The following is a 26,273-nucleotide window of genomic DNA, read 5'->3' on the forward strand; positions in this document are numbered from 1 at the left end:
GCGCGCTAACCCTTTGTTTTAACTGTAAGTCGTTGAGCCAATTACTATGCCTAAGAAATTTTATGTATCGTGGGATAACCTGCAACGCGAAGCGCGCCGTCTGGCCCGTCGTCAACTGCCTGTCAGCCAGTGGAAAGGGATCATCGCCGTCAGTCGCGGTGGTCTGGTGCCTGCGGCCCTGATGGCCCGCGAACTTGGCATTCGCAATGTCGAAACCCTCTGCATCTCCAGCTATGACCACGACAACCAGCGCGAGCTGGTGGTGGTGAAGGCTGCCACCACCGCAGGTGACGGCGAAGGCTGGCTGGTGGTGGACGATCTGGTGGACACCGGCGGCACCGCCAAGGCGATCCGCGAGCTCTACCCCAGAGCCAAGTTCATCACCATCTTCGCCAAGCCCATGGGCGAACCCCTGGTGGATGACTTCGAAGTCGCCATTCCGCAGGACACCTGGATTGAACAGCCCTGGGACATGGCGCTGGAGTTCGCCAAGCCGATCTGCGACGAAGCGTAATCGCCGCACCGGTCGCGACCAGTGACTCCCCGGCATTCGGGAGCAGACTGATCCGTCGTGATGCAAGGTTGACCACATTGAGCCCCTTTTGGGGCTCAATGCGTTTCTGGTGTGGCTGCTCGATGTGAAAAGTGGTTAAGATGGGACATTGTTTGAGACAGAAGAGCCACCATTTTGGAACCAAACGACGATACCAATCTGACGGAAAAGCTGTTTACCCGGGTCAAAAAGGTATTGGAAACTTCCGAAGTCTCCAACTCGAGCCCCGTCGACGAGCAAGACAGCGCACTGTCTGACAGCTTCATCGATGGCGCCCTGTCGCCCCGCTGGTATCGCCTGCTGCGCAGACCGACCTGGGCCTGGCAGGGGGCCGATCCCGTCGAGGTGGAGCAGACCCTGGCGCACATCGCCATGGGGCAGGGGGAGCGCAGTCACGAACGCTATCTGGACACCATCAAGGGCTATGTGCCCGGCAACTGGGTCTATGAGTGGAGCCAGCTCGCCGGCCGTTATTTCAATACGGGGCGGACGCTGCTGGGGGAAGGGGATCGCGCCGCGGCGCTGAAGAGCCTGCTCAAGGCAGTGCGCTACTACTCCATCGCAAGCTACCCCCACCTCAAGCACGACGAGCTGGCGGATCAGGCCCAGTTGCTTGGCAACATGGCCTATCGCGAGGCCGGACGCCTGTTCAAGGTGCCCCTCAAGGAGTTGCAGGTCCCGTTTCGGGGCAAGACCATCCAGGGCTACCTGCATCTGCCCACCACCGAGAAACCTGTGCCCCTGGTCATCGTCAGCGGTGGCATCGATTCGCTTCAGGTGGACTTCCTCAACTTCTATTTCAAGTGTCTCGAGCCCCACGGCATCGGGATGCTCTCCCTGGACATGCCGGGCACCGGCTATGCCGAGCACTGGCCCCTGGTGCAGGACACCAGCCGCCTGCACCAGGCGGTGCTCAACTACCTCTCGGAGGTGGCCTGGGTCGATCACCAGCGCATCGCCATGGTGGGGTTCCGCCTCGCCGGCAATGTGGCGGCCCGTCTCGCCTTCGTCGAGCCGTTCAAGCTTCGGACCGTGGTCTGCATCGGTGCCGGCATCAACCAGGTGTTCACCAATCAGGAGATGTTCGCCCGCTGCCCGCGCATGATGCGCGACGGGCTGGCGAACCGGCTGGGGGCGGACGCGGCCCAGTGGGATCTGCTGCGCACCAAGTGTCAGGTCTTCTCCCTCAAGACCCAGGGATTGCTGGGGAGTCGCACTTCCGTGCCGATATTGAGTATCGGGCACAAGAAAGATTTTATTTGTCCCGAGCAGGATGTCCGGGCATTGGCCGCTGCGAGTCGCAACGGCAAGGCGGTGGTGTTTGACAAGCAGCCACTGCTCGAGGTCTATGACGAGGCACTGAAAGAGACGGTAGATTGGCTCAAAAAGCACTTATGTACATGATATAAAACTAAAAATGTAACATCACCATGTGATGGTATGGCTTGTTCAACAGGGAGGTTAGCATGTCAGAAAGAGTGACTTACAAGCGATTGCTGCGGCAGTTCGCGGCCATTGGCCCCTATTTGCGTGAAGACCTGTGCGAGGAGGGCCGCTACCGCTTTGACTGCCTGTCCGTCTGCGTCAGCGCCAAGCCTGCCCCGGACAAGCGGGAGTTCTGGGGCTGGTGGCTGGTGCTGGAGCAGGCGGATCACAGCTTCAGCTACCACTATCAGACGGGGTTCTACAACGCGGACGGGGAGTGGATCGACAAGGCGCTGCCCAAGAAGCATCAGGCGGAAGTAGAACGCACCCTGCAACATTTCTACAAGCTCATCAGCGGCAAGTTGACCCAGCTGGAGTGCACCCTCTCCCCCGCGAAGCAGGTGACCGCCGAACTGAGCGTGACGGCAGCCTGATCCCCAAGCCCCGCATCTTCCCGGTGCGGGGTACCCCGATGCTTTGTCACCGAGCCCGCAACTGCCTGGCGAGGCTTAATTGCCTTGCAGGGCAGGGGGGGCGTGGGTATAAAGGGATTCCTTACTTTTCTAACCCTTCGTTCCCATGGAAAACAGAACCATAGTCGTCAAACTGGGCACCAGCGTGCTCACCGGGGGATCTGCCCGCCTCAACCGTGCCCACATGGTCGAGCTGGTCAGACAATGTGCCGCCTTGCATCGACACGGGCACCGTGTCGTGCTGGTCACGTCGGGGGCCATCGCCGCCGGTCGTGAGCATCTGGGCCACCCTCCGCTGGCGCCTACCCTGCCGAACAAACAGATGCTGGCTGCGGTGGGCCAGACCCAGCTCATCCGGGTATGGCAGGACCTGTTCAACCTCTACGGGCTGCACATCGGCCAGATGCTGCTGACCCGCGCCGACCTGGAAGACAGGGAGCGCTACCTCAATGCCCGCGACACCCTGCGCACTCTGCTCGATCACCGCATCATCCCCGTCATCAACGAGAACGACGCCGTGGCCACCGCCGAGATCAAGGTGGGGGACAACGACAACCTCTCCGCCCGTGCGGCCATCTTGGCGGATGCGGACTTGCTGGTCCTGCTCACGGATCAGAAGGGGCTCTTCACCGCCGACCCGCGCACCAACCCGGATGCCCAGCTCATCGAAGAGGTGCAGACCATAGACGACACCCTGCGCTCCCTCGCCGGTGACAGCGTGAGCGGCCTTGGCACCGGTGGCATGGCCACCAAGTTGCAGGCCGCCGACGTGGCGCGCCGCGCCGGGGTGGACGTGGTGATTGCCACCGGCCAGATCCCGGAAGTGATCGGCCGCCTCGCCGCCGGGGAGCGGGTGGGGACCCTGTTCCCGGCCCTGGCATCCCCCCTGGAAGGGCGCAAGAGCTGGATCCTGGCAGGGCCCCCCCCTCACGGCGAAGTGCAGGTGGATCAGGGGGCTGTGGCCGCCATGCAGGAGAAGGGCTCCAGCCTGCTGCCCAAGGGCATCGTCGCGGTGAAGGGCGATTTCGTGCGTGGCGACGTGGTGCGTATCCTGGATCCCAAGGGGAGCGAGCTGGCTCGCGGCATCTGCCGTTACGACCATCTGGAGCTGGATCGGCTGCGCGGTGTCCACTCGGATCAGATTGAACAGGTATTGGGTTACGGCTATGGGGCCGTGGCCATCCACCGTGATGACATGGTGCTGCTCTGAACAGGGCGACACCGCATGAACAAAAGGGAACTGTGATGAGTCTGGAGAAAATGGGGCAGGCGGCCCGTGAAGCCGCCTATCAACTGGCCACCGTCAGCACGGCACAGAAGAACCGGGCGCTGGCGGCCATCGCCGATGAACTGGAAGCACGCAGTGCCCAGATCCTGGCGGCCAACGAGAAAGACATCGCCGCCGGGCGCGAGGCGGGGCTCACGGAAGCGATGCTGGATCGCCTGCTGCTCAACCCGGCGCGCCTTGCCGGCATCGTGGCGGATGTGCGCAAGGTGATCACTCTGGACGATCCGGTCGGGGCCGAAATCGACAGCCGGGTGCTGGAGAATGGCCTGCGCCTCTCCCGTCGCCGGGTGCCCATCGGGGTCATCGGCGTCATCTACGAGGCGCGCCCCAACGTCACCATCGACATCGCCAGCCTCTGCCTCAAGACCGGCAACGCCAGCATTCTGCGCGGTGGTCGCGAGACCTTCCACTCCAACCTGGAGCTGGTGCGGGTGATCCAGCATGCCCTGGCGGCGTCCGGCCTGCCCGAGGCGGCGGTGCAGTACATCGACAACCCGGACAGGGCGCTGGTGGCCGAGTTGCTGCGCCTCGACCGCTACGTGGATATGATCATCCCCCGCGGCGGCGCGGGTCTTCACAAGATGTGCAAGGAGAACAGCTCCATCCCCGTCATCATCGGCGGGTTCGGTATCAGCCATATCTTCGTGGACGAGAGCGCCGATCTGGCGCGTTCCCTGGCGGTCATCGAGAACGCCAAGGTGCAGCGCCCCTCCGCCTGCAACGCCCTCGATACCCTGCTGGTACACGAGAAGGTGGCGGCCACCTTGCTGCCGCAACTGGTGGCTCTGATGAACGAGCGCAAGGTGACCCTGGTGGGCGCGCCCAATGCCATGGCGCTGCTGGCTGGCAGCGACAACCTGTGCGACGCGGGGCCGGAAGATTTCGACACCGAGTGGCTGGGGCTGACCCTGGGGGTCAAGGTGGTGGCGGACGTCAACGAGGCGCTCGCCCATATGCGCGAGCACAACGCCGGCCACTCCGATGCCATCCTGACCAACTCCCTCGCCAATGCCGAGCGTTTCGTCAACGGGGCCGGTTCGGCGGCGGTCTATGTCAACGCCTCCACCCGCTTCACCGACGGCGGCCAGTTTGGCCTCGGGGCCGAGGTGGCGGTCTCGACCCAGATGCTTCACGCCCGTGGCCCCATGGGGCTGACCGAACTCACCAGCTACAAGTGGGTGGGGCAGGCGGATTATCTCAGCCGTGCCTGATCCAGGCACGCTCAGCAAGCAGGATAATGCCGACTCAGGTCGGCATTTTTGTGCTTTTTTATTGCTCGCAATCAATGGCTTGCATATAACTATCCAGCAGGATGCGGTGTCACCCGGGGCATCAGGCCAGCGACAGCAAGGGGAGCAACTTCAAGGATGAAGGGACAGGATAGGAGTGCGTGGTGGGGCAGCCTCTGGCTGAGCTTGCCACTGCTGCTGGGGGCGCTCTGTTTCAGCGGCGCCAGCCACGCCAGCTGGGACCAGGATCTCTATCGTCAGCTCGGGCTGGCCGGCAAGCTCGACAGCCGCGTGTTTCGCAAGGCCCTGGACGGTTACCAGAGCGTGCGCCACAAGCGAAAACCCATTCTCACCATCATCGACTACAGCAAGCCCTCGACCATGCGCCGGCTGTTCGTCATCGACGTCAAGCGCCACAAGCTGCTCTACCACACCTGGGTCAGCCACGGCCGCAATTCGGGGGAGCTGGCCGCCCGCCAGTTCTCCAATCAGATGAATTCCCGGCAAAGTTCCCTGGGGGTCTACCGCACCGCCGAGACCTATCAGGGCAAGCACGGTTACTCCCTGCGTCTCGACGGCCTCAGTCCCGGCAAGAACAGCAATGCCCGCAAGCGCGCCATCGTGGTGCACGGGGCGGACTACGCCAGCCCCAGGCATCTGCAGAAGTTTGACAAGCTGGGGCGCAGCTGGGGATGCCCGGCCCTGCCAAGGGAGCAGTCCAGGGCGATCATCGACACCATCAAGGGAGGGAGCGTCATCTATGCCCATGGCTGAGACCCTGCCCGCGAGCCTGCTGCGAGGGCGTCACCAGGACTGGTGGGCGGCGCTCTACCTTGCCGACGACCTCTCGTTATCCCTCGTGCACCGGTTCTGAGATGAGCATCCCATGGCAATGAACAGCAAAAAGGCCAGCATATGCTGGCCTTGGCGCATCAGGTGGGGATTATTTGCGGACCACCAGCACAGGGCAGGGAGCGTGGCGCACCACGGATTCCGCCACGCTGCCCACCAGCAGGTGGGTGATGCCGGAGCGGCCATGGCTGCCCATGACCACGAGATCCACCTTGTCTTCCTTCGCCTGGAGTACGATTTCATCGGCGGCGCGGCCAAAACGGACCTCGAACTTGGCCGGAATCGGCAGGCAGGCGACCAGTTCCTTGAGCTGACTCTTGGCCTGGCGTTCCATCTCGTGGGTGATCTCGATGGCCGTCATGTGCAGGATCTTGTAGCTGTCGAAGCCGTGCAGCTGATCCACCACGTGGACCAGTTTGAGCTCGGCCTGGTGGGTGTTGGCCATGAAGACGGCGTAGTCGAGTACCGCTCTGGACATCTCGGAGAAATCGACGGGGCAGAGCAGGGATTTGATGGTTGGCATGAGAATCTCCCCTCAAGTTGGGCTACTAATGAATCTTGTTTGCCATGATACGCTGTGGGGCGACAATAACCCTCGACCCGCTCGCAAAATGGGGAAAATGTCGGCCGGGACTCTGTTTTTCTATGCTATCTGTATGCCTGAACGGGCCGTCCGGCGGTGAGCATCTGCCGAGTGCCATATCACTGAGGATATTCATGGTTCGTCTTTTTCTGTTCTGTTGCCTGCTGATCACCTCGTTCGTGCGGGCAGACACCATACACGTCTATTGCGACGACTGGCCCGGCTTCTGTCACCGGGACGGCAAGGGGGTCTATCTGGATGTGGTTCGAGCCATCTATGAACCCCTGGGGCACGAGGTGAAGCTTCACATGGTGCCTTACAAACGGGCACTGGCGGTGGTGTCGAAAAAGGAGGGGGACATGGCGATGGGGGTCTATCGGGGAGAGGTGCCCGGGGTCCATCAGCCCGACTACCCCGACTCGGCGGACTACGTGAGCGTGGTGATGCAAAAGCGCTGGCTGCCGCACTGGGCAGGGGAGCACAGCCTCAAGGAGCAGGAGGTGCTCTGGCTGAGGGGGTGGGCCTTTGACAAGTTCATCCCGGAGCCGATGCGCTGGTTCGAGATAGACAGCCACGAGATGGCGCTGCAATTGCTGATCAAGGGGCGTTACCGCTACTACCTGACCGACGGCGCCCTCTACCCCGAAGGCTCCCTTCCCCCCGAGCTGGTACAGGTATTCCTGCGCTGGATCCCGACCTACCCCATCTTCGCCGATACCCCGAAGGGCAGGCAGTTGCACGGGCTCTGGGATCCCGGCATGCGTACCCTGATAAGGCAGGGCAAGCTGGCGGAGATCTATCGGCAGAACAAGCTCTACGACTACTACCAGGACTTTCTCAGGGAGCAGGTGGTGCGGGCGAACAAGCCACAGCCCTAGCTGTCGGGCCTGATGCCGTCATCGGGCCCCTCTTGCCCCGCCCTTAGTCTTTGGCTCTGAGCGTCTTGGCCAACCGGTCATAGAGGATGACGTTGACCGAGGCGGCCAGGTTCATGCAACCCTGAGTCGGCACATAGATGACCTCCTTCACCGCCGCGAAGCGGGCGGGTTCCAGGGTGCCATCCTCCGGGCCGAAGATGTAGAAGGCTCTCTCGGGGTGCACGTAATCCGGCAGGGGCGTGGCCCCCTCGATCAAATCCACCAGCACAGGGGTGCAGCCCTCGGGTACGAAGTCCAGCAGCTCCTCGACCCCGAGCAGGGGGATCTTCTCCACCATCTGCTTGGTGTCGGTGACAAAACGCCTCGCCAGCTCGAAGCGCTGCCCAGTGTAGTAGACCTCGTTCGCCCCGTAGCAGCCGGCGGCCCGCATCACGGCGCCCACGTTCTCCGGGGATTTGGGATTGACCAGCCCGATGGCGCAATAGTCCCCTCTCTCCCGGGCATCTGCCCGGTGCTGCCCGGCAGCGCCTTCATCTGACACTTTCATCTCTCTCTCCTGTGTGGCGGCGCATTATACCCCCGGTGGGCCCCTTGCCCAGCGTGCGGGGCGGATTCCCGCAAGGCGGGCCCAACAAGGGGGCGGCTGCACCGTGGCGGCGCAGCCAGACACCCTGATACGCAATGGCGGCGCCCCTTGCATCCTGGCGCGGGGTTTGCAGTCACTTCCCCATACAAGACGATGAGGCATCCGGACAAAGGCGTCCGTCCCCGCAGGGGGGCGGACGCTTTTTTTATGGGCCCTTCGTCAGACACATGACAAGGAGCAAGGGAATGAAGACCACCTGTGCCTATTGCGGAGTGGGGTGCGGCATCCGGCTGAGCCGGGAGGGTGACAACTGGCAGTTGCAGGGGGATGAGCAGCATCCGGCCAACGGCGGCGCCCTGTGCGTCAAGGGGGCCAGCCTGCTGGAGAGCCTGGCCTTTCCCGATCGCCTGCTCTATCCGCGCTGGATGGGGCAGCGCATCGGCTGGGAGGAGGCCCTGGACACCCTGGCGGAGCGTTTTGCCGCCATCCTGGCCGAGTCCGGGCCGGGTGCCATCGGCATCTATCTGTCGGGCCAGCTCACCACCGAGGATTACTACGTCGCCAACAAGCTGATGAAGGGATACCTCGGCAGTGCCAACGTGGACACCAACTCCCGGCTCTGCATGTCGTCGGCGGTGGTGGCCCACCAGCGCGCCTTCGGGGAGGATCTGGTGCCCGCCTGTTACGAGGATCTCGAGCTCGCCGATCTGGTGGTGCTCACCGGTGCCAACACCGCCTGGACCCATCCCGTGCTGTTTCGCCGCCTGCAGCAGGCCAGGGCGCGGCGCCCCGAGCTCAGGCTGGTGGTGCTGGATCCCCGCCGCACCATGACGGCGGAGCAGGGGGATCTGCATCTGGCACTCAAACCCGGCAGCGACGTGACGCTCTGGAACGGCCTGTGCCGCTACCTGCTCGATGTCGATGGCTGGGACAAGGCCTATGTGGCGCAGCACGTGAGCGGCTTCGAGGCGTTGGCGGGGGAGCTGGACGATCCGGCCTGGCAGTTGGACGAGGTGGCCCGCAGCTGCGGCCTCTCCCGCAGCGATCTGCTCGGTTTCTACCAGCTCTTTGCCCGCACCCCCAAGACCGTCACTCTGTTCTGCCAGGGGATCAACCAGTCCAACCAGGGGGTGGACAAGGCCAACGCCATCATCAACGCCCACCTGATGTGCGGTCGCATCGGCAAGCCGGGGGCGGCTCCCTTCTCCATGACGGGGCAACCCAACGCCATGGGAGGGCGTGAGGTGGGGGGGCTCGCGACCCAGCTCGCCGCCCACATGGGCTTTGGCGAGGCCGAGTGCGATCGGGTACAGCGCTTCTGGGGAAGCCCGACCATGGTGCGCGGGCCGGGGCACAAGGCCGTCGAGCTGTTCGAGGCGGTGCACCGGGGGGAGATCCGCGCGCTCTGGGTGCTCGGCACCAACCCGGCGGTCTCCCTGCCGGACGGCAACCGGGTGCGCGAGGCCCTGAGCCGCTGCGAGCTGCTGGTGGTCTCCGAGGTGACGGCCAACACCGACACGGCGCGCCTCGCCCACCTGCTGTTGCCTGCCGCCGCCTGGGGGGAGAAGAGCGGCACCGTCACCAACTCCGAGCGCACCATCAGCCGCCAGCGCGCCTTCCTGCCCCTGCCGGGGGAGGCCAGGCCAGACTGGTGGGCCTTGACCCGGCTCGCCCGTCGGCTCGGCTTTGGCGAGGGGTTCGCCTATGAGCACGAGCACGAGATCTTCTGCGAGCATGCCGCCCTCTCCGGCTTTGAGAACGACGGATCCCGCCAGTTCGACATCTCCGGGCTGGCGGGTCTCACCCGTGCCGAATTCGAGGCGTTGGAACCCCTGCGCTGGCCCGTCAACGCTGACTGGCCCCAGGGGAGGGCCCGCTTGTTCGAGGACGGGCGCTTTGCCACCCCGGATGGCCGGGCCCGCCTGCTGCCCCTGGCCCAGCGCTCCCCCGAGCAGCCAGAAATGCCCCCGCTTGCAGGGGCTGTCTCCCTGCTCCTCAACAGTGGCCGCCTGCGGGATCAGTGGCACACCATGACCCGCACCGGCCATGTGCCCCGGTTGCAGGAGGCCGAGCCCTGGCCCAGGGTGCGGATGGGGGCCGCCAGCCTGCTGGCGCTTGGCGTGAAGGAGGGGGACCTGGTGCGCCTTTGCAACGGGCTTGGGGAGGCGCTGCTGCTGGTGGGGCTGGATGAGGGGCTCAGGGAGGGGGAGGCCTTCCTGCCCATGCACTGGACCGACAGCCAGTGCAGCCAGGGAGCGGTCAACCGCCTCATCGCCCCCGTGGTGGATCCCCTTTCCGGCCAGCCGATGTTCAAACAGGGGCGGGTGCAGGCCAGGGCGCAGCCCACCCGCTGGCAAGGGATCTGGTGTGGCCGTGGTGAGTGGCGCGAGCCGGTGGACTGGTGGGCCAGGCGTCCCCTGCCCGAGGGGAACTGCACCCTGCTGGCCTCCTGGTCAGAGAGCACAGAGAGCCTGTGGCAACGGCTGGGGGCCGAGGGGCACTGGCTCAGGCTGCCCATGAAGGAGGGGTGGCTGGCCGTGGCCCTGGCCGGAGATCGTATCGAGGGGATCCTGCTGGTGGGGGCGCGGCGCCCGGACATCAAGGTCGACCTGCTGGCCAGTCTGCTCGGCACGCCGCTCCAGGCGGGGGCCCTGAGCCAGACCCTGAGCCAGGCCCTGGCCGGGGAGAGCCGGCTGGTCTGCTCCTGCCTGCGGGTCTCGGAGCAGCGCATCGTCGATGCCATCACCCGGCAGGGGGTGAGCGAGCTGGCGGGGCTGCAGGCCCTGCTCGGCTGTGGCAGCAACTGCGGCACCTGTCTGCCCGAAATCGACAAGCTGTTGATCAAACATGTTTTCCTGGCATCCGCTTAGTGCGGTGCCAGGACACAAGGAGCCTGAGATGAGCCAAATCAGTCTGGTGGGAGCGGGCCCCGGGCCCCTCGAATTGTTGACCCTGCGCGCCCTGCACCGTCTGGAGGCGGCAGAGGTCGTGGTCTATGACCGCCTGGTGGGGAGCGAGATCCTGGCCCGCATTCCCCACGGGGCGGCCCGCTTCGATGTGGGCAAGCGCTGTGGTGAGCCGAGCCCGACCCAGGAGGAGATCAACGCCCTGCTGCTGGCCCTGGCCCGCACGGGCAAGCGGGTGGTGCGCCTCAAGGGAGGGGATCCCCTGGTGTTCGGGCGCGGTGGCGAGGAGGCGCTGCACCTGGCCCGGCACGGCATTGAGGCCGAGCTGGTGCCGGGGATCACGGCGGCCCTGGGGTGCGCCGCCAGCAGCTTCATTCCCCTGACCCACAGGGGGCTGGCCCGCTCCCTGACCCTGGTGACGGGGCACCTGATGGACGAGCGCGACTATCAGGGCTGGCAGGGGTTGACCCGGGCGGGCCACACCCTGGTGTTCTACATGGGGCTGGAGCGGGCGGCCCGCATTCGGGAAGGGATGTTGAGGGCGGGGGCTCCGGGCGCGCTGCCGGTGGCCCTGGTGGTGGCTGGCTGCAGCCCCCGCCAGCAGGTGCACGAGGCCACGCTCGATGGCCTGGAGCAGGCCGCCCGTGCCCTGCTGGGCCAGAGCCCGGTGCTGATCATCATGGGGGAGGTGGTGCGGCTGCGCGCCGAGCTGCAGGGACTGCTGACGGAGGCCCTGGAACGGGTCGCCTGAGGGGCAATTTTTCCTCTACCCCCACTACCTCCTGATAGATAAAAAGGAGGTAGATTCAAAGAGTTGGCCTTCATGTTGCGGCATTTTCGCCAGACAGAACGCGATCGTCGCCGGCAAGGAGCGCCATGACCACTTTTTCCACCCGGGGCCAGGACGGCCCCGCTTCCCGGCTGTTGATCCACGCCGATGACCCGGGCCAGGCGAACCGCCTGGCCCTGCTGGTTAGTCACTACGGCCATCAGCCCGGGATCCTCGATACCCGCCAGTTGCTGACTCCGACGCAGAGGGGGGATGCCCTGCTCGTCAGTTGCCGCCAGTTCAGCGCCGAGGTACGCCTTGGCCTCTCCCTTTGGCCCGACATGCCGCGCCTCTTGTTCTGCGAGCGGCTGGGGGGCGATACCCAGCTCGCCCTGTTGCAGCAGGGGGTGTTGCTGGTGCCCCACCCTTGCGGCGAGCGTGAGCCGGTGGAGCAGTGGCTGCGTCTGGCTCGCAGTCAGCTCGCCATGGTGCAGGCCCTGATGCAGACCGAGAGCGAGCTGCGCCAGAAGCTGGAGGATAGGCGGCTCATCGAGCAGGCCAAGGGACGCCTGATGCGCCATCAGGGGCTGGACGAGGACGAGGCCTATCGCCTGATGCGCAGCACCGCCATGAGCCGTCACCTGAGCCTGGGGGAGCTGGCGCGGCAACTGCTGCAGGCTTTGCCCGCCTGAGCGCCCCCGTGGCCAACCGTTTTGGTGCAACTGCGCCTAATTGAGGCAAATTTGAGGGAGGATCAGGGCACCACAGGCCGCAAAGGGCCGCCTGATGCACCCTGGACGAGCTGGCACGGAAAGTGAATAACAAAAACACGATAGCAATGAAGTAACGATGCGCAGTGAGGGGCCGGTCAGGTCACTCACCCGCAACAGGGCAAAGAAGCCCCGCCGATCCCGGATCGGCGGGGCTTTTTTTTGGTCGCGACGCACCTTGGGTCGCAGCGCTGCAACGAGGTGGCACTGCGATTCCAGGCAGCCTGGCGCCATGGCCCTGACCCGGAACCGAGGGAGGAGATGCAATGAACGGACGACAAGGATGTGCGGGGATGCTGCTGGCGGCGCTGTCGCTGCCGGCGCTGGCGCTGGGGGCACCGGAGCAGGAGGAGCTCAGGCTCGGCTTCATCAAGCTGACCGACATGGCGCCGCTGGCGGTGGCCTACGAGCGGGGCTATTTCGAGGATGAGGGACTCTACGTCACCCTCGAAGCCCAGGCGAACTGGAAGATATTGCTGGACAGGGTGATAGACGGCGAGCTGGACGGTGCCCAGATGCTGGCGGGCCAGCCCCTGGCGGCCCACATCGGCATCGGCACCCAGGCCGAGCTGGTGACGGCCTTTGCCATGGATCTCAACGGCAACGCCATCACGGTGGCCAACAGCGTCTGGGCCGCCATGGTGCCCCAGTTGCCCAGGCCGCAGGCGGGCAAGGTGCCGCCCCCGGTGAGCGCCGCCGCCCTCAAGCCCGTGGTGGCGGAGTATCGCCAGGGGGGCAAGCCCTTCAACATGGGGATGGTCTTCCCCGTCTCCCCCCACAACTACGAGCTGAGGTACTGGCTGGCGGCAGGCGGCCTGCACCCCGGTTTCTATGCACCCCGACTCGGCGACAACTCGGGCCAGCGCCAGGCGGACGTGCTGCTGTCGGTGACGCCGCCCCCCCAGATGCCCGCCACCCTGGAGGCGGGGACCATCGCCGGCTACAGCGTGGGGGAGCCCTGGAACCAGCAGGCGGTCGCCAGGGGCATAGGGGTGCCCGTCATCACGGATAACGAGATCTGGCGCAACAACCCGGAGAAGGTGTTCGGCGTCACCCGGCAGTGGGCCGAGCGTCACCCCAACACCCATGTGCGGCTGGTGAAGGCGCTGCTGCGGGCGGCCTGGTGGCTGGATGCAGACGACAACGGCAACCGGCGCGCGGCGGCCAAGCTGCTGGCCAAACCCGAGTACGTGGGGGCGGACGAGCAGGTGATCGCGAACTCCATGACGGGCACCTTCGAGTACGCCAGGGGGGACAAGCGCCAGGTGCCGGATTTCAACGTCTTCTTCCGCCACCACGCCACCTATCCCTACTACTCCGACGCCATCTGGTACCTGACCCAGATGCGGCGCTGGGGCCAGATCCCCGAAGCCAGGCCGGACGCCTGGTTCGAGCAGGTGGCCAAGGCCGTCTATCAACCGGACGTCTATCGCCAGGCCGCCGAGGCGCTGATCGCCGAGGGCAAGCTCAAGGCCAGTGACTTCCCCGACTTTGCCAGCGAGCAGGGCTATCGCGGCCCCCAGGATGGCTTCATCGACGGCCTCATCTACGACGGCCGCCACCCCAACGCCTACCTGCAACAGTTCGCCATCGGCCTCAAGGGCGATGAGCGGGTGCAATGAGCAAGGAGATCCCGATGAAACGACACACATGGCCCCTCATCCATTTAAAAGCCATCAACTGGAAAATCATGGTGCAGCCCCTGCTCGGCGTGCTGCTCTTCCTCGGCCTCTGGCAGTGGGGGGCGAGCCAGGTGCAGACCAGTCTGGGCACCCTGCCGGGGCCGCTCGCCACCGCCAGCCAGCTCTGGTCCCTCGGGCAGGAGCATCTGCAGGAGCGGGAGAAGGCGGCGGCCTTCCTCGAACGCCAGCAGGTGCGCAACGCCGAGCGACTGGCGGCGGATCCGGCGGCCGAGGTGAAGCTGCGTCCCTACACAGGACGTCCCACCTTCTTCGATCAGATAGCCACCAGCCTGCTCACCGTGCTGTGCGGCTTCGCGCTGGCGACTCTGATCGCCATTCCGTGCGGGGTGCTGCTCGGCATGAACCAGGGGCTCTATCGCGCCGCCAACCCGGTGATCCAGCTGCTCAAGCCGGTGTCGCCGCTGGCCTGGCTGCCCCTCATCACGCTAGTGGTGAGCGCCCTCTACGCCAATCCCGCCCCCTGGCTTGCCAAGTCCTTCCTCACCTCGGCCCTGACGGTGACCCTCTGCTCCCTCTGGCCGACCCTGATCAACACGGCGGTCGGCGTGGCGGGGCTGGATGGGGATCTGCACAACGTCAGCCGGGTGCTGCGCCTCTCCTTTGTGACCCACGTGCGGCGCATCGTGCTGCCAGGGGCCCTGCCCATGATCTTCACCGGACTGCGGCTCTCCCTTGGGGTGGCCTGGATGGTGCTGATCGCGGCGGAGATGCTGGCCCAGAACCCGGGGCTCGGCAAGTTCGTGTGGGACGAGTTCCAGAGCGGCGGCTCTGCGTCTCTGGCCCGCATCATGGTGGCGGTGATCACCATAGGCCTCATCGGCTGCGCCCTGGACAGGGGCATGCTGGCCCTGCAGCAGTGGTTGTCCTGGGACAAGCGTCAGGTGCTGCGTTAATCACATTCCTATTCAGGCAGGAGAAGAGCCAATGAAGAGTTATCTGGAGATAAGCGACGTCGGCATCTCGTTCGAGACGGAGCAGGGCAGCTTCGAGGCCTTGAGCCGGGTCAACCTGCGCATCGAGAAGGGGGAGTTCGTCTCCCTCATTGGTCACTCGGGCTGCGGCAAGAGCACCGTCCTCAACCTGGTGGCCGGGCTGCTGGAGCCGACCCTGGGGGGCATCATTCTCGATGGTCGCGAGGTGGCGGGCCCGGGGCCCGAGCGGGCCATGGTGTTCCAGAACCACGCCCTGCTGCCCTGGCTCAGCGTCCAGCAGAACGTGGCGCTGGCGGTGGCCCAGGTGGAGTCTGACAAGCGGGCGGTGGCGGAGCGGGTGGACTACTACCTCTCCCTGGTGCAGATGGATCACGCCAGCCAGAAGATGCCCCACGAGCTGTCGGGGGGGATGAAGCAGCGGGTCGGCATCGCCCGCGCCCTCTCGCTCTCCCCCAAGGTGCTGCTGATGGATGAACCGTTCGGCGCCCTCGATGCCCTGACCCGGGCCCATTTGCAGGATGCCCTGATGGCGATCCAGGCGGAGCTTGGCAACACCGTCATCATGATCACCCACGACGTGGACGAGGCGGTGCTGCTCTCCGATCGCATCGTCATGATGACCAATGGCCCCAGTGCCACCGTCGGGGAGATCCTGACCGTGGACCTGCCAAGGCCCAGGGACAGGGTCGCCCTGGCGGACGATCCCCACTACCACAAGCTGCGCCAGCAGGTGCTGCGCTTCCTCTACGAGAAGCAGCGCAAGGTGACCCCCCTCAAGGCAGCCGGGCAGGTGCGCAGCAAGCTGCGCGCCTGAGCCCGCCGGATTCAAGGAAGAGAGACATGACTGACAAAGAGCAACAGTGGGTGACAGGGGGCGGCATGGACCTGCTCGGTCGCCAGAACAGTGGTTCCGCCGACACGGCCGAAAAGCAACGGCTGCTGGTGGTGGGCAACGGCATGGTGGGCCATCACTTCGTCGAACAGCTGGTGGTGGCGGGCGGCCTCGACCGGTTCGACGTGACGGTGTTTGGCGCCGAGCCTGACGCCGCCTACGACAGGGTGCACCTCTCCGAGGTATTCGGCGGCAAGGCGCCCCAGGCCCTGCGCATGGCGGATCCCGCCTGGTATGAGGAGAGCGGCATTGCGCTGCGGCTGGGGGCCGAGGTGGAGGTGCTCGACCGGGCGGCCCGCACCCTGACGCTGGCCAACGGCGAGCAGTTCCCTTACGACCGTCTGGTGCTGGCGACCGGCTCCGTGCCCTTCGTGCCCCCCATCCCCGGCCATCAGCGAGAGGGCTGCTTCGTCTATCGCACCCTGGGAGATCTTGCCGCCATCCGCGATGCCTGCGCCCAGGCCCGCAGCGGCGTGGTCATCGGTGGCGGCCTGCTGGGGCTGGAGGCGGCCAACGCCCTGCGCCTGCTCGGACTCAAGACCCAGGTGGTGGAGTTCGCCCCAAGGCTGATGCCGGTACAGCTCGACGAGAGCGGCGGCGCCGTGCTGCGGGACAAGATCCAGGCCCTCGGGGTCGAGGTGCTGGTGGAGAAAGCCACCGAGTGCATCGAGCAGGGGGAGCAGGCCCGTCATCGCCTGCGTTTCAAGGACGGCACTCACATTGAGACCGACGTGCTGCTGTTTTCGGCGGGGATCCGCCCCGCCGATACCCTGGCCCGGCAATCCGGGCTGGAGGTCGGGGAGCGCGGCGGCATCTGCATCGACGACGGCTGCCACAGTTCGGATCCCGCCATCCTCGCCATCGGCGAGTGCGCGCTCTGGCAGGGCCGCATCTTCGGCCTGGTGGCCCCCGGCTACCAGATGGCCCGGGCCGCCGTGGCCAGCCTGTGTGGCGGCGAGACCCGCTTTATCGGGGCCGACATGTCCACCAAGCTCAAGCTGATGGGGGTGGACGTGGGCTCCATCGGCGATGCCCACGCCAGCACCGCCGGCGCCCAGGAGCTGCTGCTGCTGGACAGGGTCAACGGCATCTACAAGAAGCTGGTGACCGACGGCGAGGGCAATCGCCTGCTCGGCGCCATCCTGGTGGGGGACGGGGCCGATTACGAGCGGCTGCTGCAGTACTACCAGAACGGGGTGGCGCTGCCCCAGCCGCCGCTCTCCCTGCTGGTGGGGGAGGCAGGGACCGCTCCCGCGCCCCTAGTGCTGCCGGACAGCGCCATCCTCTGCTCCTGCCACAACGTGAGCAAAGGGGACGTGGTGGCCGCCGTTCGGGCGGGCAATCACGAGCTCTCGGCGGTGAAGAGCTGCACCAAAGCGGGCACCGGCTGCGGCGGTTGCAGCAACCTGCTCAAGCAGGTGGTGGATCAGACCCTGGCGGACCTTGGCGTCGAGGCGGACAAGGGGTTGTGCGAGCACTTCGCCTACGGCCGCCAGGAGCTCTATCACCTGGCCCGGGTCGGCGAGCTGAAGAGCTTCGAGGCGCTGCGGGACAAGCATGGCCAGGGGCTGGGGTGCGACATCTGCAAGCCGACGGTGGCCTCCATACTGGCGTCGCTCTGGAACGAGCACGTGCTGGAGAAGCCCCACCGCGCGTTGCAGGATACCAACGACGCCTTCCTTGCGAACCTGCAAAAGGACGGCACCTATTCGGTGGTGCCGCGCATCCCGGGGGGGGAGATCACCCCGGAGGGGCTCATCACCATAGGGGAGGTGGCGCGCAAGTACGGCCTCTACACCAAGATCACCGGCGGCCAGCGCATCGATCTCTTCGGCGCCCGGGTCGACCAGCTGCCCGCCATCTGGGGCGAGCTGGTGGCGGCGGGCTTCGAGACCGGTCAGGCCTACGGCAAGTCGGTGCGCACCGTGAAGTCCTGCGTGGGCTCCACCTGGTGTCGTTACGGGGTGCAGGACTCCATGACCCTGACCCAGACCCTGGAGCACCGCTACAAGGGGCTGCGGGCGCCACACAAGCTGAAGTTTGCGGTCTCCGGCTGCACCCGGGAGTGCGCCGAGGCCCAGAGCAAGGACATCGGCGTCATCGCCACCGAGCGGGGCTGGAACCTCTATGTGTGTGGCAACGGCGGCATGCGGCCGCGCCACGCGGACCTCTTTGCCACGGATCTCGACGAGCAGACCCTGATCCGCTACATCGACCGGCTGCTGATGTTCTATGTGCGCACCGGGGACAGGCTGCAACGCACCTCGGTCTGGATGGAGAACATGGAAGGGGGGCTCGACTATCTCAGGTCGGTGATCATCGAGGACAGGCTCGGCATCGGTGGCGAGCTGGAGGCCATGATGGAGGGGATAGTCGGCACCTGGCAGTGCGAGTGGAAGAGCACATTGGCGGATCCGGACAAGCTCAAGCTGTTCGAGGCCTTCGTCAACCGGCCCGAGGACGAGACGCCGCCGCGCCGTGAGGAGCGGGGGCAATGGGTGCCGGATATCGCTGTCAAGGAGGTGGTATGAGCGGGGGCAACGGGTTGCACGCCCGCCATCAGTATCAAGGAGGTGGTATGAAGGATGACAAGGACGGTACACAGCTCTGCGGGCAGTGGCACCGGGTGTGCGAGCTGGCGGCGCTGCCGGAGCAGGCCGGGCGCAGCGCCTGGCTGGAGGGGCGGGTGCTGGCGCTGTTTCGCCTCGGGGAGCATGTCTATGCCCTGGACGGGGTGGACCCCCTGGCCGGCGTCGCCGTGCTGGGGCGTGGCCTGGTGGGGGATGCCGGTGGGGAGCCCGTGGTGGCCTCGCCGCTGTACAAGCAGCGCTACGCCCTGATGGACGGTCGCTGTCTGGACGATCCTGCCCTGAGCGTCGCCTGCTGGCCGGTGCGGCTGGAGGGGAGCGAGGTCTGGGTACAGCTGGGGTGAGTGGCCCATCTGAAAACCATGTTGTGATCGCCGGGCACTGCCCGGTGATTTTTTGTGCGCGACCCGACATTTCTTGTACGAGAGGATGGCGGGAAAACGTTTTTCGGAAATAATGGACAAACGTTTGCAACTGGATGTTTGTCTATGACGGAACGTGAGCAAGAGATCCTCGCCCTGCTGCGCCAGGATCCCATGATTGCCCAGCAGGAGCTGGCGGACAGGCTCGGCATCAGCCGTTCCGCGCTGGCGAGCCACATCTCCAGCCTGATGCGCCAGGGCTATGTGCAGGGGCGCGGCTATGTGCTGCGCGAAGGCCCCTACGCCGTGGTGATAGGCGGCGCCAACATGGATATCTGTGGCTGCAGCCACGACAACCTGCGCATCGGCGACTCCAACCCGGGCCGGGTACGCACCTCCGCCGGCGGGGTAGGGCGCAACATCGCCGAGAACCTGGCGCGCCTTGGCACCGACACCCGGCTGCTGACCGCGGTGGGCAACGATCAGTACGGCCATCATCTGCTGGAGGTGAGCCAGCGCGCCGGGGTCGATGTGCGCCAGGTGCTGGTACTGGAGGGTCAGTCGACCTCCTGCTACCTCAGCCTGCACGATGGCAGCGGCGAGATGAGCTGCGCCGTCAACGACATGGGGATCATCGACCAGCTCACCCCGGCCCGGCTCGCACCCTTGAGCGGTTTTCTCGGCGCGGCCCGGCTCTGGGTGCTCGACACCAACCTCGCCACCCACACCCTGGACTGGCTGTTCGAGCGCCAGGGGGAGCACATCATCTTCGTGGACACCGTGTCGGTGGCCAAGGTGGAGAAGATCCGCCCCTGGCTGCACCGCATCCACACCCTCAAACCCAATCGCACCGAGGCGGAGCAGCTGTGCGGCTTCACCATCGGCGGGCCCGACACCTGGCCCATGGCGGCGGCCTGGTTCCACCGCGCCGGGGTGCAGCGGCTCTTCCTGAGCCTCGGCGATCAGGGGATCTTCTATAGCGACGGGGCCTGCCAGGGCCATCTGCCCGTGCTCGGCAGCCCGGTCGTCAACGTGACCGGCGGCGGCGATGCCTTCATGGCAGGGCTGGCCCACGCCTGGTTGCAGGAGCAGGGCATCATGGAGACAACCCGGTTCGCCCTCGGTTGCGCCGCCCTCACCGTCAATTGTTCCGATACCGTCTTTTCCGGCCTATCCAAGGCCGCCGTTGAACGCATGCTGGAGGAGTACCCATGTTGAACGCTTACCTCGATATCCAACCTGAAGTTGCCGCCGCGCTGGCTGCCGGCAAGCCGGTGGTGGCCCTGGAGTCCACCATCATCTCCCACGGCATGCCCTATCCGCAGAACGTGGAGACGGCGCGCCAGGTGGAGCAGGTGGTGCGGGACAACGGCGCCGTGCCGGCCACCATCGCCATCATCGACGGCCGCCTCAAGGTGGGGCTGGATGCGGGGGCGCTGGAGGCGCTGGGCCGGGCCGGTCATGCCGCCACCAAGTGCAGTCGCCGCGACATTCCCTTCGTGCTGGCGAACAAGGGGCTGGGGGCGACCACGGTGGCCTCCACCATGATAGTGGCCGCCATGGCCGGGATCCGGGTGTTCGCCACCGGCGGCATCGGCGGCGTGCATCGCGGCGCCCAGGAGACCTTCGACATCTCGGCCGACTTGCAGGAATTTGCCCAGACCCCGGTGGCCGTGGTCTGCGCCGGCGCCAAGTCGATCCTCGACATCGGTCTGACCCTGGAGTACCTGGAGACTCAGGGGGTGCCGGTGATCGGCTACCAGACCGAGGATCTGCCCGCCTTCTACACCCGGGAGAGCGGCTTCAAGGTGGATTACCGCCTGGAGAGCCCGGCGGCCATCGCCGAGGCGCTGCGTCTGAAGTGGGAGCTGGGGCTGGCCGGGGGCGCCGTGGTGGCCAACCCGATCCCGACCCAGTTTGCCATGCCCAAGGCCGACATCGATGCCGCCATTGCCCAGGCACTGCGAGAGGCGGACGAGCAGGGGGTGAAGGGCAAGGCGTCCACCCCCTTCCTGCTGGCCCGGGTGTGCGAGCTGACCGGTGGCAACTCCCTGGCAGCCAATATCCAGCTGGTGCTGAACAACGCCGCGCTGGGGGCACGCATCGCTGCCAGCCTGTGATCGGTTGTCCGGGTGTGCGAGCTGACCGGCGGCAACTCCCTGGCGGCCAATATCCAGCTGGTGCTGAACAACGCCGCGCTGGGGGCGCGCATCGCTGCCAGCCTGTGATCGGTTGTCAGGGTGTGCGAGCTGACCGGTGGTAACTCCCTGGCAGCCAATATCCAGCTGGTGCTGAACAACGCCGCGCTGGGGGCACGCATCGCTGCCAGCCTGTAAACACCTTTGCGAAAGATGCAAAAGAGGGCCAACAGGCCCTCTTTTTATTGCGCTAATCGGTGAGATAACCCCCTTATTCCAGCACCAGTCGCCCGTTGAGAGGCTGGACGGGGCGGTTGTTGGGGTGGTGCATCACCGCCTTGAAGGCATCGATCTGGGCCTGGCTGGCCTGGACCGGCTCCTTCATCACCAGCCAGCGCACTCCTTCCGAGCAGGGTGGGGTGGTCAGGGACCCGCTGAAGCGGTAGTAGTCGTGCTGGGCGGGCAGCAGTTGCTCTGCCGAGATGGGTTCCTTGAAGGCATGGATCTCCCCCGCCTTGGCTGGCAGCACCTGCCAGGCCTGGCTCAGGGCCCCATTGGCCTGGCCCGGCTCGAACATCACGGCGACCACCGCCAGCTCCCCCTTGTCATTGGCATGGACCAGGTGACCCTCCAGGGGGTAGGACTTGCCCTCGATGAGGTTTTCGCTGGGGGCGTGGAAGTGGAACTGCTTGAGTTCGAAGTGCATGCCGTCGAGCTCAAGGGTGCTGCCGGGGGCATAGTTGACCTGCACCGTGTGGCCGTTGTTGGCCAGCGTCTTGCCACCCGCCTGATAGTGGAACTGCAGGGGGGCCAGATCGGCCTTCACCAGACCCGAGAGGTTGACCGGCGACTGGTTGCTGCCGGCACACTGGCCATATTCCGGGGTCAGGCTGGCCCATTTCGCCGGGCCGGCCTCGCCGCTGTATTCCCAGTGTGTGGTGGCGGCAAAGGCGGCAGGGCAGAGCAGCAGGGCGCCAGCCAGCAGGGACTTTTTCATCATGCATCCTTATCCTGATTGAAAAGCACGGCCATTCCTGGCCTTCCGGCAGGAAGGCCTCGTCAATGGCATCGTTGGAAACGCAGGGTACGCGGTGCCAGACCGGATTAATTGTTATGAAAGGTCTGTCGTCATCGTTATTTGAAGCGTGGCATGAGGCTGCGTCATGATGTATTCCGGCAACGGGGCACGCTTATTCATGGAGGAGAAATCCTGCGGGCATTTTCGCAATGAACGGCCCCCTTTCATGGCGCCCCAAATAGATGACGGGCTGATTCTAGAGGGCTTTTCATGGCTTCGTTTGATCTCGAGCAAACAAGCGCGGACTAATTATCGGGCTTGAGGATCCCTTATTTCGTTGGGATTTTTTCGATATTCCCTGGCCCGGCCAGGGGCGTGCGTGGCGGGAGCCGGGCGCTGCGCTGACAGAGTGCCTCGGTGTTGACCCCTTATCTCTCTGATAGTGCTGGAGAAATTCCCCCCTCAGCACAGTGACGGCGGGATGACAATCCCCCGGTTGGCGGCGCCTTGTTTGCTGTTTTGCCGTCCTCTTCACATTTCCGGATTGCTCGCTATTTGTGCGATTGCCTTACTCATCTGACCTGGTGTCAAATCACTCCGCCTAACACAAGGAGTGGCATAATAATGAATAATATCAATAAATTAGTTCTGGCTATCGGATTCACTCTCACCACCTTCCCGAGCCTGGCGGCGGGATTCCAGTGCGGGGAGCACGTCACCCTAGGGGTACCCGGTCAATCCAGTCAGCTGTTGTGCCGGGAGGGCTATGCCGCCGGGTACAACTACGACACCAAGGTCTCTGACTGGGTCTCTTACCGGATGACGGCCGCCAGCGCCCAGGGCCAGGTGCCGCGCAAGGATGCCTTCGCCGAGGACAAGGAGGTGCCGGTGCAGTTTCGCGCCACCCTGTCGGACTACAAGGGCTCGGGCTATGACCGCGGCCACCAGGCGCCGGCGGCGGACATGCGCTCCACCGCCAACACCATGAAGCAGAGCTTCCTGCTGACCAACATGACCCCGCAACTGCCGGCGCTCAACCAGGGGGCCTGGCGCATCCTGGAGGAGAAGACCCGGCAGTGGGCCATCACCTACAAGAGCGTGCAGGTGATCACCGGCCCCATCTTCACCCACTCTGATGGCGCCATCGGCAACGGCGTGACCGTGCCCCACGCCTACTACCGGGTGGTGATGGATCTGGCGGGCAAGCGGGCCATCGCCTTCATCCTGCCGCAAGAGAACGTCTCGGCCAGCAGGCTGGCGGACTATGTGGTGACGGTGGATGAGGTGGAGGAGCAGACCGGGCTCGACTTCTTCACCGAGCTGCCGGATGAGCAGGAAGAGGCCATGGAGTCGCGGCTGTCGGCCATGTGGGGCGGTTAGCGCGTCCGGCAGGGGTAACGGGGGCCCAGGCCCCCGTTACCCACACGGGCCTCCGGCCATTGTCATGGCCCCTGGTACAGGGCCAGTACAGCTTGGGTCTGGCATCGGGCCCTTATCATGACTCCTTTTTCAGGAGGCATCATGTCAGCGCTGTTTTCCCTTCACTCCTCGTCCACTCTTGCCCGCGCGTTGCGCATCTGCGTACCCATGGCGCTGCTGGGGGCTGCTGTTCCCCCGGCCATGGCCGACGAGGATATCCGCTTGGGGCAGACCATTCTGCTCGGGGTCGGCGATCATCCCGCCATCATTCCCATGCTCGCCTGCCGGCCGACCAAATCCATCATGGTCAAGGCAGGGCGGGAATTGACCCTGGAGCGGGTCAAGGTGTTCTACGGCAACGATCGCAGCAAGACTCTCTATTTCGACAAGGTGTTGAGAGAGGATCAGGAGTCGGGGTGGCAATCCCTCGGCAGCCGACTCTGCATCAAGCGCATCGAGGTGTACGGCAATTCGGAAGGGAGCAGGGCAGGGGTCAAGGTGTACGGGCGCAAATGAGCAAAGGGCGGGGGAAATCCCCGCCCAGTGCTTATTTCTTCGGGCGGAACGGTTTGATGATGGCCTCGTCGCACTCGAGATAGGGCCCTTCCATCAGGTCGATGCAGTAGGGAATGGCGGGGAAGACCGCATCCAGGCACTCGCGGATCGATTTGGGCTTGCCCGGCAGGTTGACGATGAGCGAGCTGCCGCGCAGGCCGGCGGTCTGGCGCGACAGGATGGCGGTCGGCACGAACTTGAGGGACTCGGCCCGCATCAGCTCGCCAAAGCCCGGCATCATGCGATCGCACACCGCCTCGGTGGCCTCCGGGGTCACATCCCGCCTGGCCGGCCCGGTGCCCCCCGTGGTAACGACAAGGCAGCACTGCTCATCGTCCACCAGCCGAACCAGGGTCGCCTCAATCTGATCCTGCTCGTCGGGGATCACCTGATAGACGGGCTCCCATTCCGAGGTCAGGTAGGCGTTCAGGGTGTCGATGATGGCCTTGCCGGAGAGATCTTCGTAGATGCCTGCACTGGCGCGATCGCTGACGGTGACGATACCGATTCTTGCCTTGCTCATGGTCTGCCCTTGGTTGCCGCAATAAAGTGGTAAATAAAATAACATAATCAGTGAGATATGTTAAACCGCCGGATGAGGCAAGGGGAGGGCATTGAGCCTGGGAGAGAGTCGAATGAAAAACAATTTTGAGGAAAGTCCCTTAATAAGGCATAAGGCCGAGAAAAATGGTGCTGAAATTTTATAAAAAAACTGACGCAGGCCGGATTCGGTTAATTTCATGAATCATAAGGAATAAATGATTTTTTCCGCCAACGATGCGCAATTCGTGCCAAAAACCGGACTCCTGTGGCTCGGCGGTGAATGGCCCAAAATCGCCACCATCCTATATAACCTTCCCTAGGGACAGTGAAACATAGTGATGTGCCCGGCGTCGTTCCATTCCATGGGCGAGGTCCGGCCAGGAGGGTATATGGAGCTGCCTGATTTCGATACCCTGAAGTACTGGGCGCTGGCCGAGCCGGAGCGACTCGACGCGCTGCTGCACCAGCAGATAGAGACCCTGATCGCCCAGGTGGGGCCAGAGCGGCAACGTCGGTTGCGAGGTCTGCAATTTCGCATCGACTGCCAGCGCCGCCTGGCCAGAAACAACCTCGACAGCTGCATCCGGATAGCCAACATGATGCATGACTCCGTCTACGCCATGCGCCAGCACATTCTGGATCTGCAGAACGAATCTTGTCAGGAAATGGCAGAGCCCCCGCTGCCGGATAATGTGATAGCGTTTTCCAGTTATCTGAAACGGAAATAATTCACGGCCCTGTTCAAGATATAAAAAAACAGGGTATTTATTAATTTGTTTCACCCCTTCTAAAACAAGTTGTTAAGCAAGTTGGGTGAATTGTTTTTTATTTGCTGCAAATATTCCCCGGGCGGCTGAATAATAGTGACCAGTGCACGCAGTCCGATAGAGATGGATGAAGGTGTATTTATTTTGGGGTAATATCCAGACACATTTCATCTTGCTATGACTCAAAGGGATCATGAGAAGCATCACACCAGGAAGGGTGCTGTCGCGAGAGCAGCAGACGGAGATCACCCGGATCATCGTCAAGGCGGGCCAGATGCTGGCCCAGTTTGGGGCGGAGAGCCGCATCATCGAGCAGACCACGGTCCGGCTCGGCATGGCGCTCGGGCTGGAGAGCGTCGAGATGGCCATCTCTTCCAGCGCCATCGTCCTCACCAGCCTCTACCAGGGCAGTTGCGTCACCACCACCCGCCGGGTGCGGGAGCACGGCATCAACATGCAGGTGGTGTGCGAGATCCAGCGCATCTGCATCATGACGGAAAAGTCGCTTATCGGCGCGCGCGAGGTCCGTCAGCGCCTCGAGGCCATCACGCCGTTCCATTATCACCCCTGGCTGGTGGTGCCCATGGTGGGGCTCTCCTGCGGTGCCTTCAGCCTGCTGTTTGGCGGTGACTGGCCCATCTTCCTGGTGACCTGCTGCTCGGCCTCGGTCGCCATGCGGGTGCGCCAGCTCATTGCCCGCCATCACCACAGCCCCCTCATCAACTTTGCCGCCACCGGGTTTATCGCCACCCTGCTCGCCTCCAGCGCCACCTTCTTCGGCTGGGGCGAACAACCCTATCTCGCCATGGCCGCCAGCGTGTTGCTGCTGGTGCCGGGGTTCCCGCTCATCAATGCGGTCTCCGACATGGTGAAGGGTTACTTCAACATGGGGCTGGCCCGCTGGGGCACGGCGACACTGCTGACCATCAGTGCAGCCATAGGGATCATTCTCGCCATGTCGGTGACCGGTATCTGGGGGTGGAAAGTATGAAGATCTTTGACGTTGTATCGACCCTGTTGATCGGGGCAAACCGGCTATCCATC

General features: G+C 64.5%; 24 protein-coding genes and 2 pseudogenes. 22 read left to right on the top strand and 4 right to left on the bottom strand.

The window, feature by feature from the left end; genetic code table 11:
- The first annotated feature begins 46 nt into the window (after positions 1 to 46).
- The 6 genes from gpt to AB5Y70_RS20940 all read left to right on the top strand — a co-directional run bounded on the left by gpt (position 47) and on the right by AB5Y70_RS20940 (position 5,742).
- A complete protein-coding gene (gene gpt, locus AB5Y70_RS20915) occupies positions 47 to 514 on the top strand; it encodes a xanthine phosphoribosyltransferase (protein ID WP_039040347.1) in 468 nt (155 codons plus the stop codon).
- A gap of 174 nt (positions 515 to 688) precedes the next feature.
- The gene (frsA, locus tag AB5Y70_RS20920; RefSeq protein WP_010675462.1) at positions 689 to 1,957 is read left to right on the top strand and encodes an esterase FrsA; all 1,269 of its coding nucleotides are present in this window, start codon (positions 689 to 691) and stop codon (positions 1,955 to 1,957) included.
- 62 nt (positions 1,958 to 2,019) lie between these two features.
- The gene (gene crl / locus AB5Y70_RS20925) at positions 2,020 to 2,412 is read left to right on the top strand and encodes a sigma factor-binding protein Crl (protein ID WP_039040346.1); all 393 of its coding nucleotides are present in this window, start codon (positions 2,020 to 2,022) and stop codon (positions 2,410 to 2,412) included.
- Positions 2,413 to 2,557: 145 nt separating this feature from the next.
- On the top strand, positions 2,558 to 3,661 hold the full coding sequence (proB, locus tag AB5Y70_RS20930) for a glutamate 5-kinase (RefSeq protein ID WP_048207022.1): 1,104 nt from the start codon (positions 2,558 to 2,560) through the stop codon (positions 3,659 to 3,661).
- Positions 3,662 to 3,693: 32 nt separating this feature from the next.
- The gene (locus tag AB5Y70_RS20935) at positions 3,694 to 4,950 is read left to right on the top strand and encodes a glutamate-5-semialdehyde dehydrogenase (protein ID WP_262512438.1); all 1,257 of its coding nucleotides are present in this window, start codon (positions 3,694 to 3,696) and stop codon (positions 4,948 to 4,950) included.
- A gap of 156 nt (positions 4,951 to 5,106) precedes the next feature.
- Positions 5,107 to 5,742: a murein L,D-transpeptidase catalytic domain family protein gene (locus tag AB5Y70_RS20940; RefSeq protein ID WP_042016892.1), complete on the top strand. Its 636-nt coding sequence runs from the start codon at positions 5,107 to 5,109 to the stop codon at positions 5,740 to 5,742.
- Between the two features lie 169 nt (positions 5,743 to 5,911).
- Here AB5Y70_RS20940 and AB5Y70_RS20945 read toward each other — a convergent pair whose 3' ends face one another.
- Positions 5,912 to 6,343 (bottom strand): universal stress protein, encoded by a 432-nt coding sequence (locus AB5Y70_RS20945; protein WP_041212463.1) that lies wholly within the window; start codon positions 6,341 to 6,343, stop codon positions 5,912 to 5,914.
- A gap of 194 nt (positions 6,344 to 6,537) precedes the next feature.
- On the opposite strand from AB5Y70_RS20945, the gene AB5Y70_RS20950 reads away from it, so the two are divergent.
- The gene (locus tag AB5Y70_RS20950; RefSeq protein WP_010675456.1) at positions 6,538 to 7,281 is read left to right on the top strand and encodes a hypothetical protein; all 744 of its coding nucleotides are present in this window, start codon (positions 6,538 to 6,540) and stop codon (positions 7,279 to 7,281) included.
- Between the two features lie 43 nt (positions 7,282 to 7,324).
- Here AB5Y70_RS20950 and AB5Y70_RS20955 read toward each other — a convergent pair whose 3' ends face one another.
- On the bottom strand, positions 7,325 to 7,828 hold the full coding sequence (locus AB5Y70_RS20955) for an RNA methyltransferase (RefSeq protein WP_045525729.1): 504 nt from the start codon (positions 7,826 to 7,828) through the stop codon (positions 7,325 to 7,327).
- Between the two features lie 284 nt (positions 7,829 to 8,112).
- Here AB5Y70_RS20955 and AB5Y70_RS20960 point away from each other — a divergent pair, with 284 nt between their 5' ends.
- The 11 genes and pseudogenes from AB5Y70_RS20960 to AB5Y70_RS21010 all read left to right on the top strand — a co-directional run.
- Positions 8,113 to 10,737, top strand: coding sequence for a nitrate reductase (locus AB5Y70_RS20960; protein ID WP_049636577.1), 2,625 nt, complete (start codon positions 8,113 to 8,115; stop codon positions 10,735 to 10,737).
- A gap of 28 nt (positions 10,738 to 10,765) precedes the next feature.
- Positions 10,766 to 11,524: a uroporphyrinogen-III C-methyltransferase gene (gene cobA, locus AB5Y70_RS20965; protein WP_010675453.1), complete on the top strand. Its 759-nt coding sequence runs from the start codon at positions 10,766 to 10,768 to the stop codon at positions 11,522 to 11,524.
- 125 nt (positions 11,525 to 11,649) lie between these two features.
- Complete coding sequence (locus tag AB5Y70_RS20970; protein WP_010675452.1) at positions 11,650 to 12,234, top strand: ANTAR domain-containing response regulator; 585 nt, start codon at positions 11,650 to 11,652, stop codon at positions 12,232 to 12,234.
- Between the two features lie 344 nt (positions 12,235 to 12,578).
- On the top strand, positions 12,579 to 13,934 hold the full coding sequence (locus tag AB5Y70_RS20975; protein WP_233265265.1) for a CmpA/NrtA family ABC transporter substrate-binding protein: 1,356 nt from the start codon (positions 12,579 to 12,581) through the stop codon (positions 13,932 to 13,934).
- A gap of 14 nt (positions 13,935 to 13,948) precedes the next feature.
- On the top strand, positions 13,949 to 14,908 hold the full coding sequence (locus AB5Y70_RS20980) for an ABC transporter permease (RefSeq protein ID WP_049636599.1): 960 nt from the start codon (positions 13,949 to 13,951) through the stop codon (positions 14,906 to 14,908).
- A gap of 31 nt (positions 14,909 to 14,939) precedes the next feature.
- Positions 14,940 to 15,761, top strand: a complete 822-nt coding sequence (locus AB5Y70_RS20985) for an ABC transporter ATP-binding protein (RefSeq protein WP_010675449.1) — start codon at positions 14,940 to 14,942, stop codon at positions 15,759 to 15,761.
- A gap of 26 nt (positions 15,762 to 15,787) precedes the next feature.
- Positions 15,788 to 18,370 (top strand): nitrite reductase large subunit NirB, encoded by a 2,583-nt coding sequence (nirB, locus tag AB5Y70_RS20990; protein ID WP_080988628.1) that lies wholly within the window; start codon positions 15,788 to 15,790, stop codon positions 18,368 to 18,370.
- Between the two features lie 47 nt (positions 18,371 to 18,417).
- Complete coding sequence (gene nirD, locus AB5Y70_RS20995; RefSeq protein ID WP_049636597.1) at positions 18,418 to 18,771, top strand: nitrite reductase small subunit NirD; 354 nt, start codon at positions 18,418 to 18,420, stop codon at positions 18,769 to 18,771.
- A 144-nt stretch (positions 18,772 to 18,915) separates the two neighbouring features.
- On the top strand, positions 18,916 to 20,007 hold the full coding sequence (locus AB5Y70_RS21000; protein WP_049636576.1) for a PfkB family carbohydrate kinase: 1,092 nt from the start codon (positions 18,916 to 18,918) through the stop codon (positions 20,005 to 20,007).
- Positions 20,001 to 21,017, top strand: a pseudogene (locus tag AB5Y70_RS21005) (pseudouridine-5'-phosphate glycosidase). Before AB5Y70_RS21000 ends, AB5Y70_RS21005 begins: the two are co-directional and overlap by 7 nt.
- A 3-nt stretch (positions 21,018 to 21,020) precedes the next feature.
- A pseudogene (locus AB5Y70_RS21010) lies at positions 21,021 to 21,125 on the top strand (pseudouridine-5'-phosphate glycosidase); the annotation flags it as partial.
- 73 nt (positions 21,126 to 21,198) lie between these two features.
- Here the strand turns inward: AB5Y70_RS21010 and AB5Y70_RS21015 are convergent.
- A complete protein-coding gene (locus tag AB5Y70_RS21015; protein WP_049636574.1) occupies positions 21,199 to 21,924 on the bottom strand; it encodes a carbonic anhydrase in 726 nt (241 codons plus the stop codon).
- Positions 21,925 to 22,569: 645 nt separating this feature from the next.
- Between AB5Y70_RS21015 and AB5Y70_RS21020 the strand changes: the two genes are divergently transcribed.
- Both AB5Y70_RS21020 and AB5Y70_RS21025 read left to right on the top strand, forming a co-directional pair.
- Positions 22,570 to 23,325, top strand: a complete 756-nt coding sequence (locus tag AB5Y70_RS21020; protein WP_010675443.1) for a DNA/RNA non-specific endonuclease — start codon at positions 22,570 to 22,572, stop codon at positions 23,323 to 23,325.
- Between the two features lie 207 nt (positions 23,326 to 23,532).
- Positions 23,533 to 23,880, top strand: coding sequence for a DUF2541 family protein (locus AB5Y70_RS21025; protein WP_029314779.1), 348 nt, complete (start codon positions 23,533 to 23,535; stop codon positions 23,878 to 23,880).
- A gap of 31 nt (positions 23,881 to 23,911) precedes the next feature.
- On the opposite strand, the gene mog is transcribed toward AB5Y70_RS21025, so the two are convergent.
- Positions 23,912 to 24,442 (bottom strand): molybdopterin adenylyltransferase, encoded by a 531-nt coding sequence (mog, locus tag AB5Y70_RS21030; RefSeq protein WP_041212474.1) that lies wholly within the window; start codon positions 24,440 to 24,442, stop codon positions 23,912 to 23,914.
- 409 nt (positions 24,443 to 24,851) lie between these two features.
- On the opposite strand from mog, the gene AB5Y70_RS21035 reads away from it, so the two are divergent.
- Complete coding sequence (locus AB5Y70_RS21035) at positions 24,852 to 25,190, top strand: DUF3135 domain-containing protein (RefSeq protein WP_010675440.1); 339 nt, start codon at positions 24,852 to 24,854, stop codon at positions 25,188 to 25,190.
- Positions 25,191 to 25,422: 232 nt separating this feature from the next.
- Positions 25,423 to 26,220: a threonine/serine exporter ThrE family protein gene (locus AB5Y70_RS21040; RefSeq protein ID WP_042014428.1), complete on the top strand. Its 798-nt coding sequence runs from the start codon at positions 25,423 to 25,425 to the stop codon at positions 26,218 to 26,220.
- Positions 26,221 to 26,273 lie beyond the last annotated feature (53 nt).

This window comes from Aeromonas sp. s1(2024), assembly GCF_040908005.1.
Taxonomy (GTDB): domain Bacteria; phylum Pseudomonadota; class Gammaproteobacteria; order Enterobacterales; family Aeromonadaceae; genus Aeromonas; species Aeromonas caviae.

Bases quoted from the DNA above. Each gene is read 5' to 3' on its own strand.
- AB5Y70_RS21040 (WP_042014428.1), top strand. From the start codon at position 25,423: ATGAGAAGCATCACACCAGGAAGGGTGCTGTCGCGAGAGCAGCAGACG.
- nirD (WP_049636597.1), top strand. From the start codon at position 18,418: ATGAAGGATGACAAGGACGGTACACAGCTCTGCGGGCAGTGGCACCGG.
- AB5Y70_RS21025 (WP_029314779.1), top strand. From the start codon at position 23,533: ATGGCGCTGCTGGGGGCTGCTGTTCCCCCGGCCATGGCCGACGAGGAT.
- AB5Y70_RS20945 (WP_041212463.1), bottom strand. From the start codon at position 6,343: ATGCCAACCATCAAATCCCTGCTCTGCCCCGTCGATTTCTCCGAGATG.
- AB5Y70_RS20970 (WP_010675452.1), top strand. From the start codon at position 11,650: ATGACCACTTTTTCCACCCGGGGCCAGGACGGCCCCGCTTCCCGGCTG.
- gpt (WP_039040347.1), top strand. From the start codon at position 47: ATGCCTAAGAAATTTTATGTATCGTGGGATAACCTGCAACGCGAAGCG.
- mog (WP_041212474.1), bottom strand. From the start codon at position 24,442: ATGAGCAAGGCAAGAATCGGTATCGTCACCGTCAGCGATCGCGCCAGT.
- AB5Y70_RS21035 (WP_010675440.1), top strand. From the start codon at position 24,852: ATGGAGCTGCCTGATTTCGATACCCTGAAGTACTGGGCGCTGGCCGAG.
- AB5Y70_RS20940 (WP_042016892.1), top strand. From the start codon at position 5,107: ATGAAGGGACAGGATAGGAGTGCGTGGTGGGGCAGCCTCTGGCTGAGC.
- AB5Y70_RS20960 (WP_049636577.1), top strand. From the start codon at position 8,113: ATGAAGACCACCTGTGCCTATTGCGGAGTGGGGTGCGGCATCCGGCTG.
- AB5Y70_RS20950 (WP_010675456.1), top strand. From the start codon at position 6,538: ATGGTTCGTCTTTTTCTGTTCTGTTGCCTGCTGATCACCTCGTTCGTG.
- AB5Y70_RS20975 (WP_233265265.1), top strand. From the start codon at position 12,579: ATGAACGGACGACAAGGATGTGCGGGGATGCTGCTGGCGGCGCTGTCG.
- proB (WP_048207022.1), top strand. From the start codon at position 2,558: ATGGAAAACAGAACCATAGTCGTCAAACTGGGCACCAGCGTGCTCACC.
- crl (WP_039040346.1), top strand. From the start codon at position 2,020: ATGTCAGAAAGAGTGACTTACAAGCGATTGCTGCGGCAGTTCGCGGCC.
- cobA (WP_010675453.1), top strand. From the start codon at position 10,766: ATGAGCCAAATCAGTCTGGTGGGAGCGGGCCCCGGGCCCCTCGAATTG.
- nirB (WP_080988628.1), top strand. From the start codon at position 15,788: ATGACTGACAAAGAGCAACAGTGGGTGACAGGGGGCGGCATGGACCTG.
- AB5Y70_RS21015 (WP_049636574.1), bottom strand. From the start codon at position 21,924: ATGAAAAAGTCCCTGCTGGCTGGCGCCCTGCTGCTCTGCCCTGCCGCC.
- AB5Y70_RS20980 (WP_049636599.1), top strand. From the start codon at position 13,949: ATGAAACGACACACATGGCCCCTCATCCATTTAAAAGCCATCAACTGG.
- AB5Y70_RS20985 (WP_010675449.1), top strand. From the start codon at position 14,940: ATGAAGAGTTATCTGGAGATAAGCGACGTCGGCATCTCGTTCGAGACG.
- AB5Y70_RS20955 (WP_045525729.1), bottom strand. From the start codon at position 7,828: ATGAAAGTGTCAGATGAAGGCGCTGCCGGGCAGCACCGGGCAGATGCC.
- AB5Y70_RS21020 (WP_010675443.1), top strand. From the start codon at position 22,570: ATGAATAATATCAATAAATTAGTTCTGGCTATCGGATTCACTCTCACC.
- AB5Y70_RS21000 (WP_049636576.1), top strand. From the start codon at position 18,916: ATGACGGAACGTGAGCAAGAGATCCTCGCCCTGCTGCGCCAGGATCCC.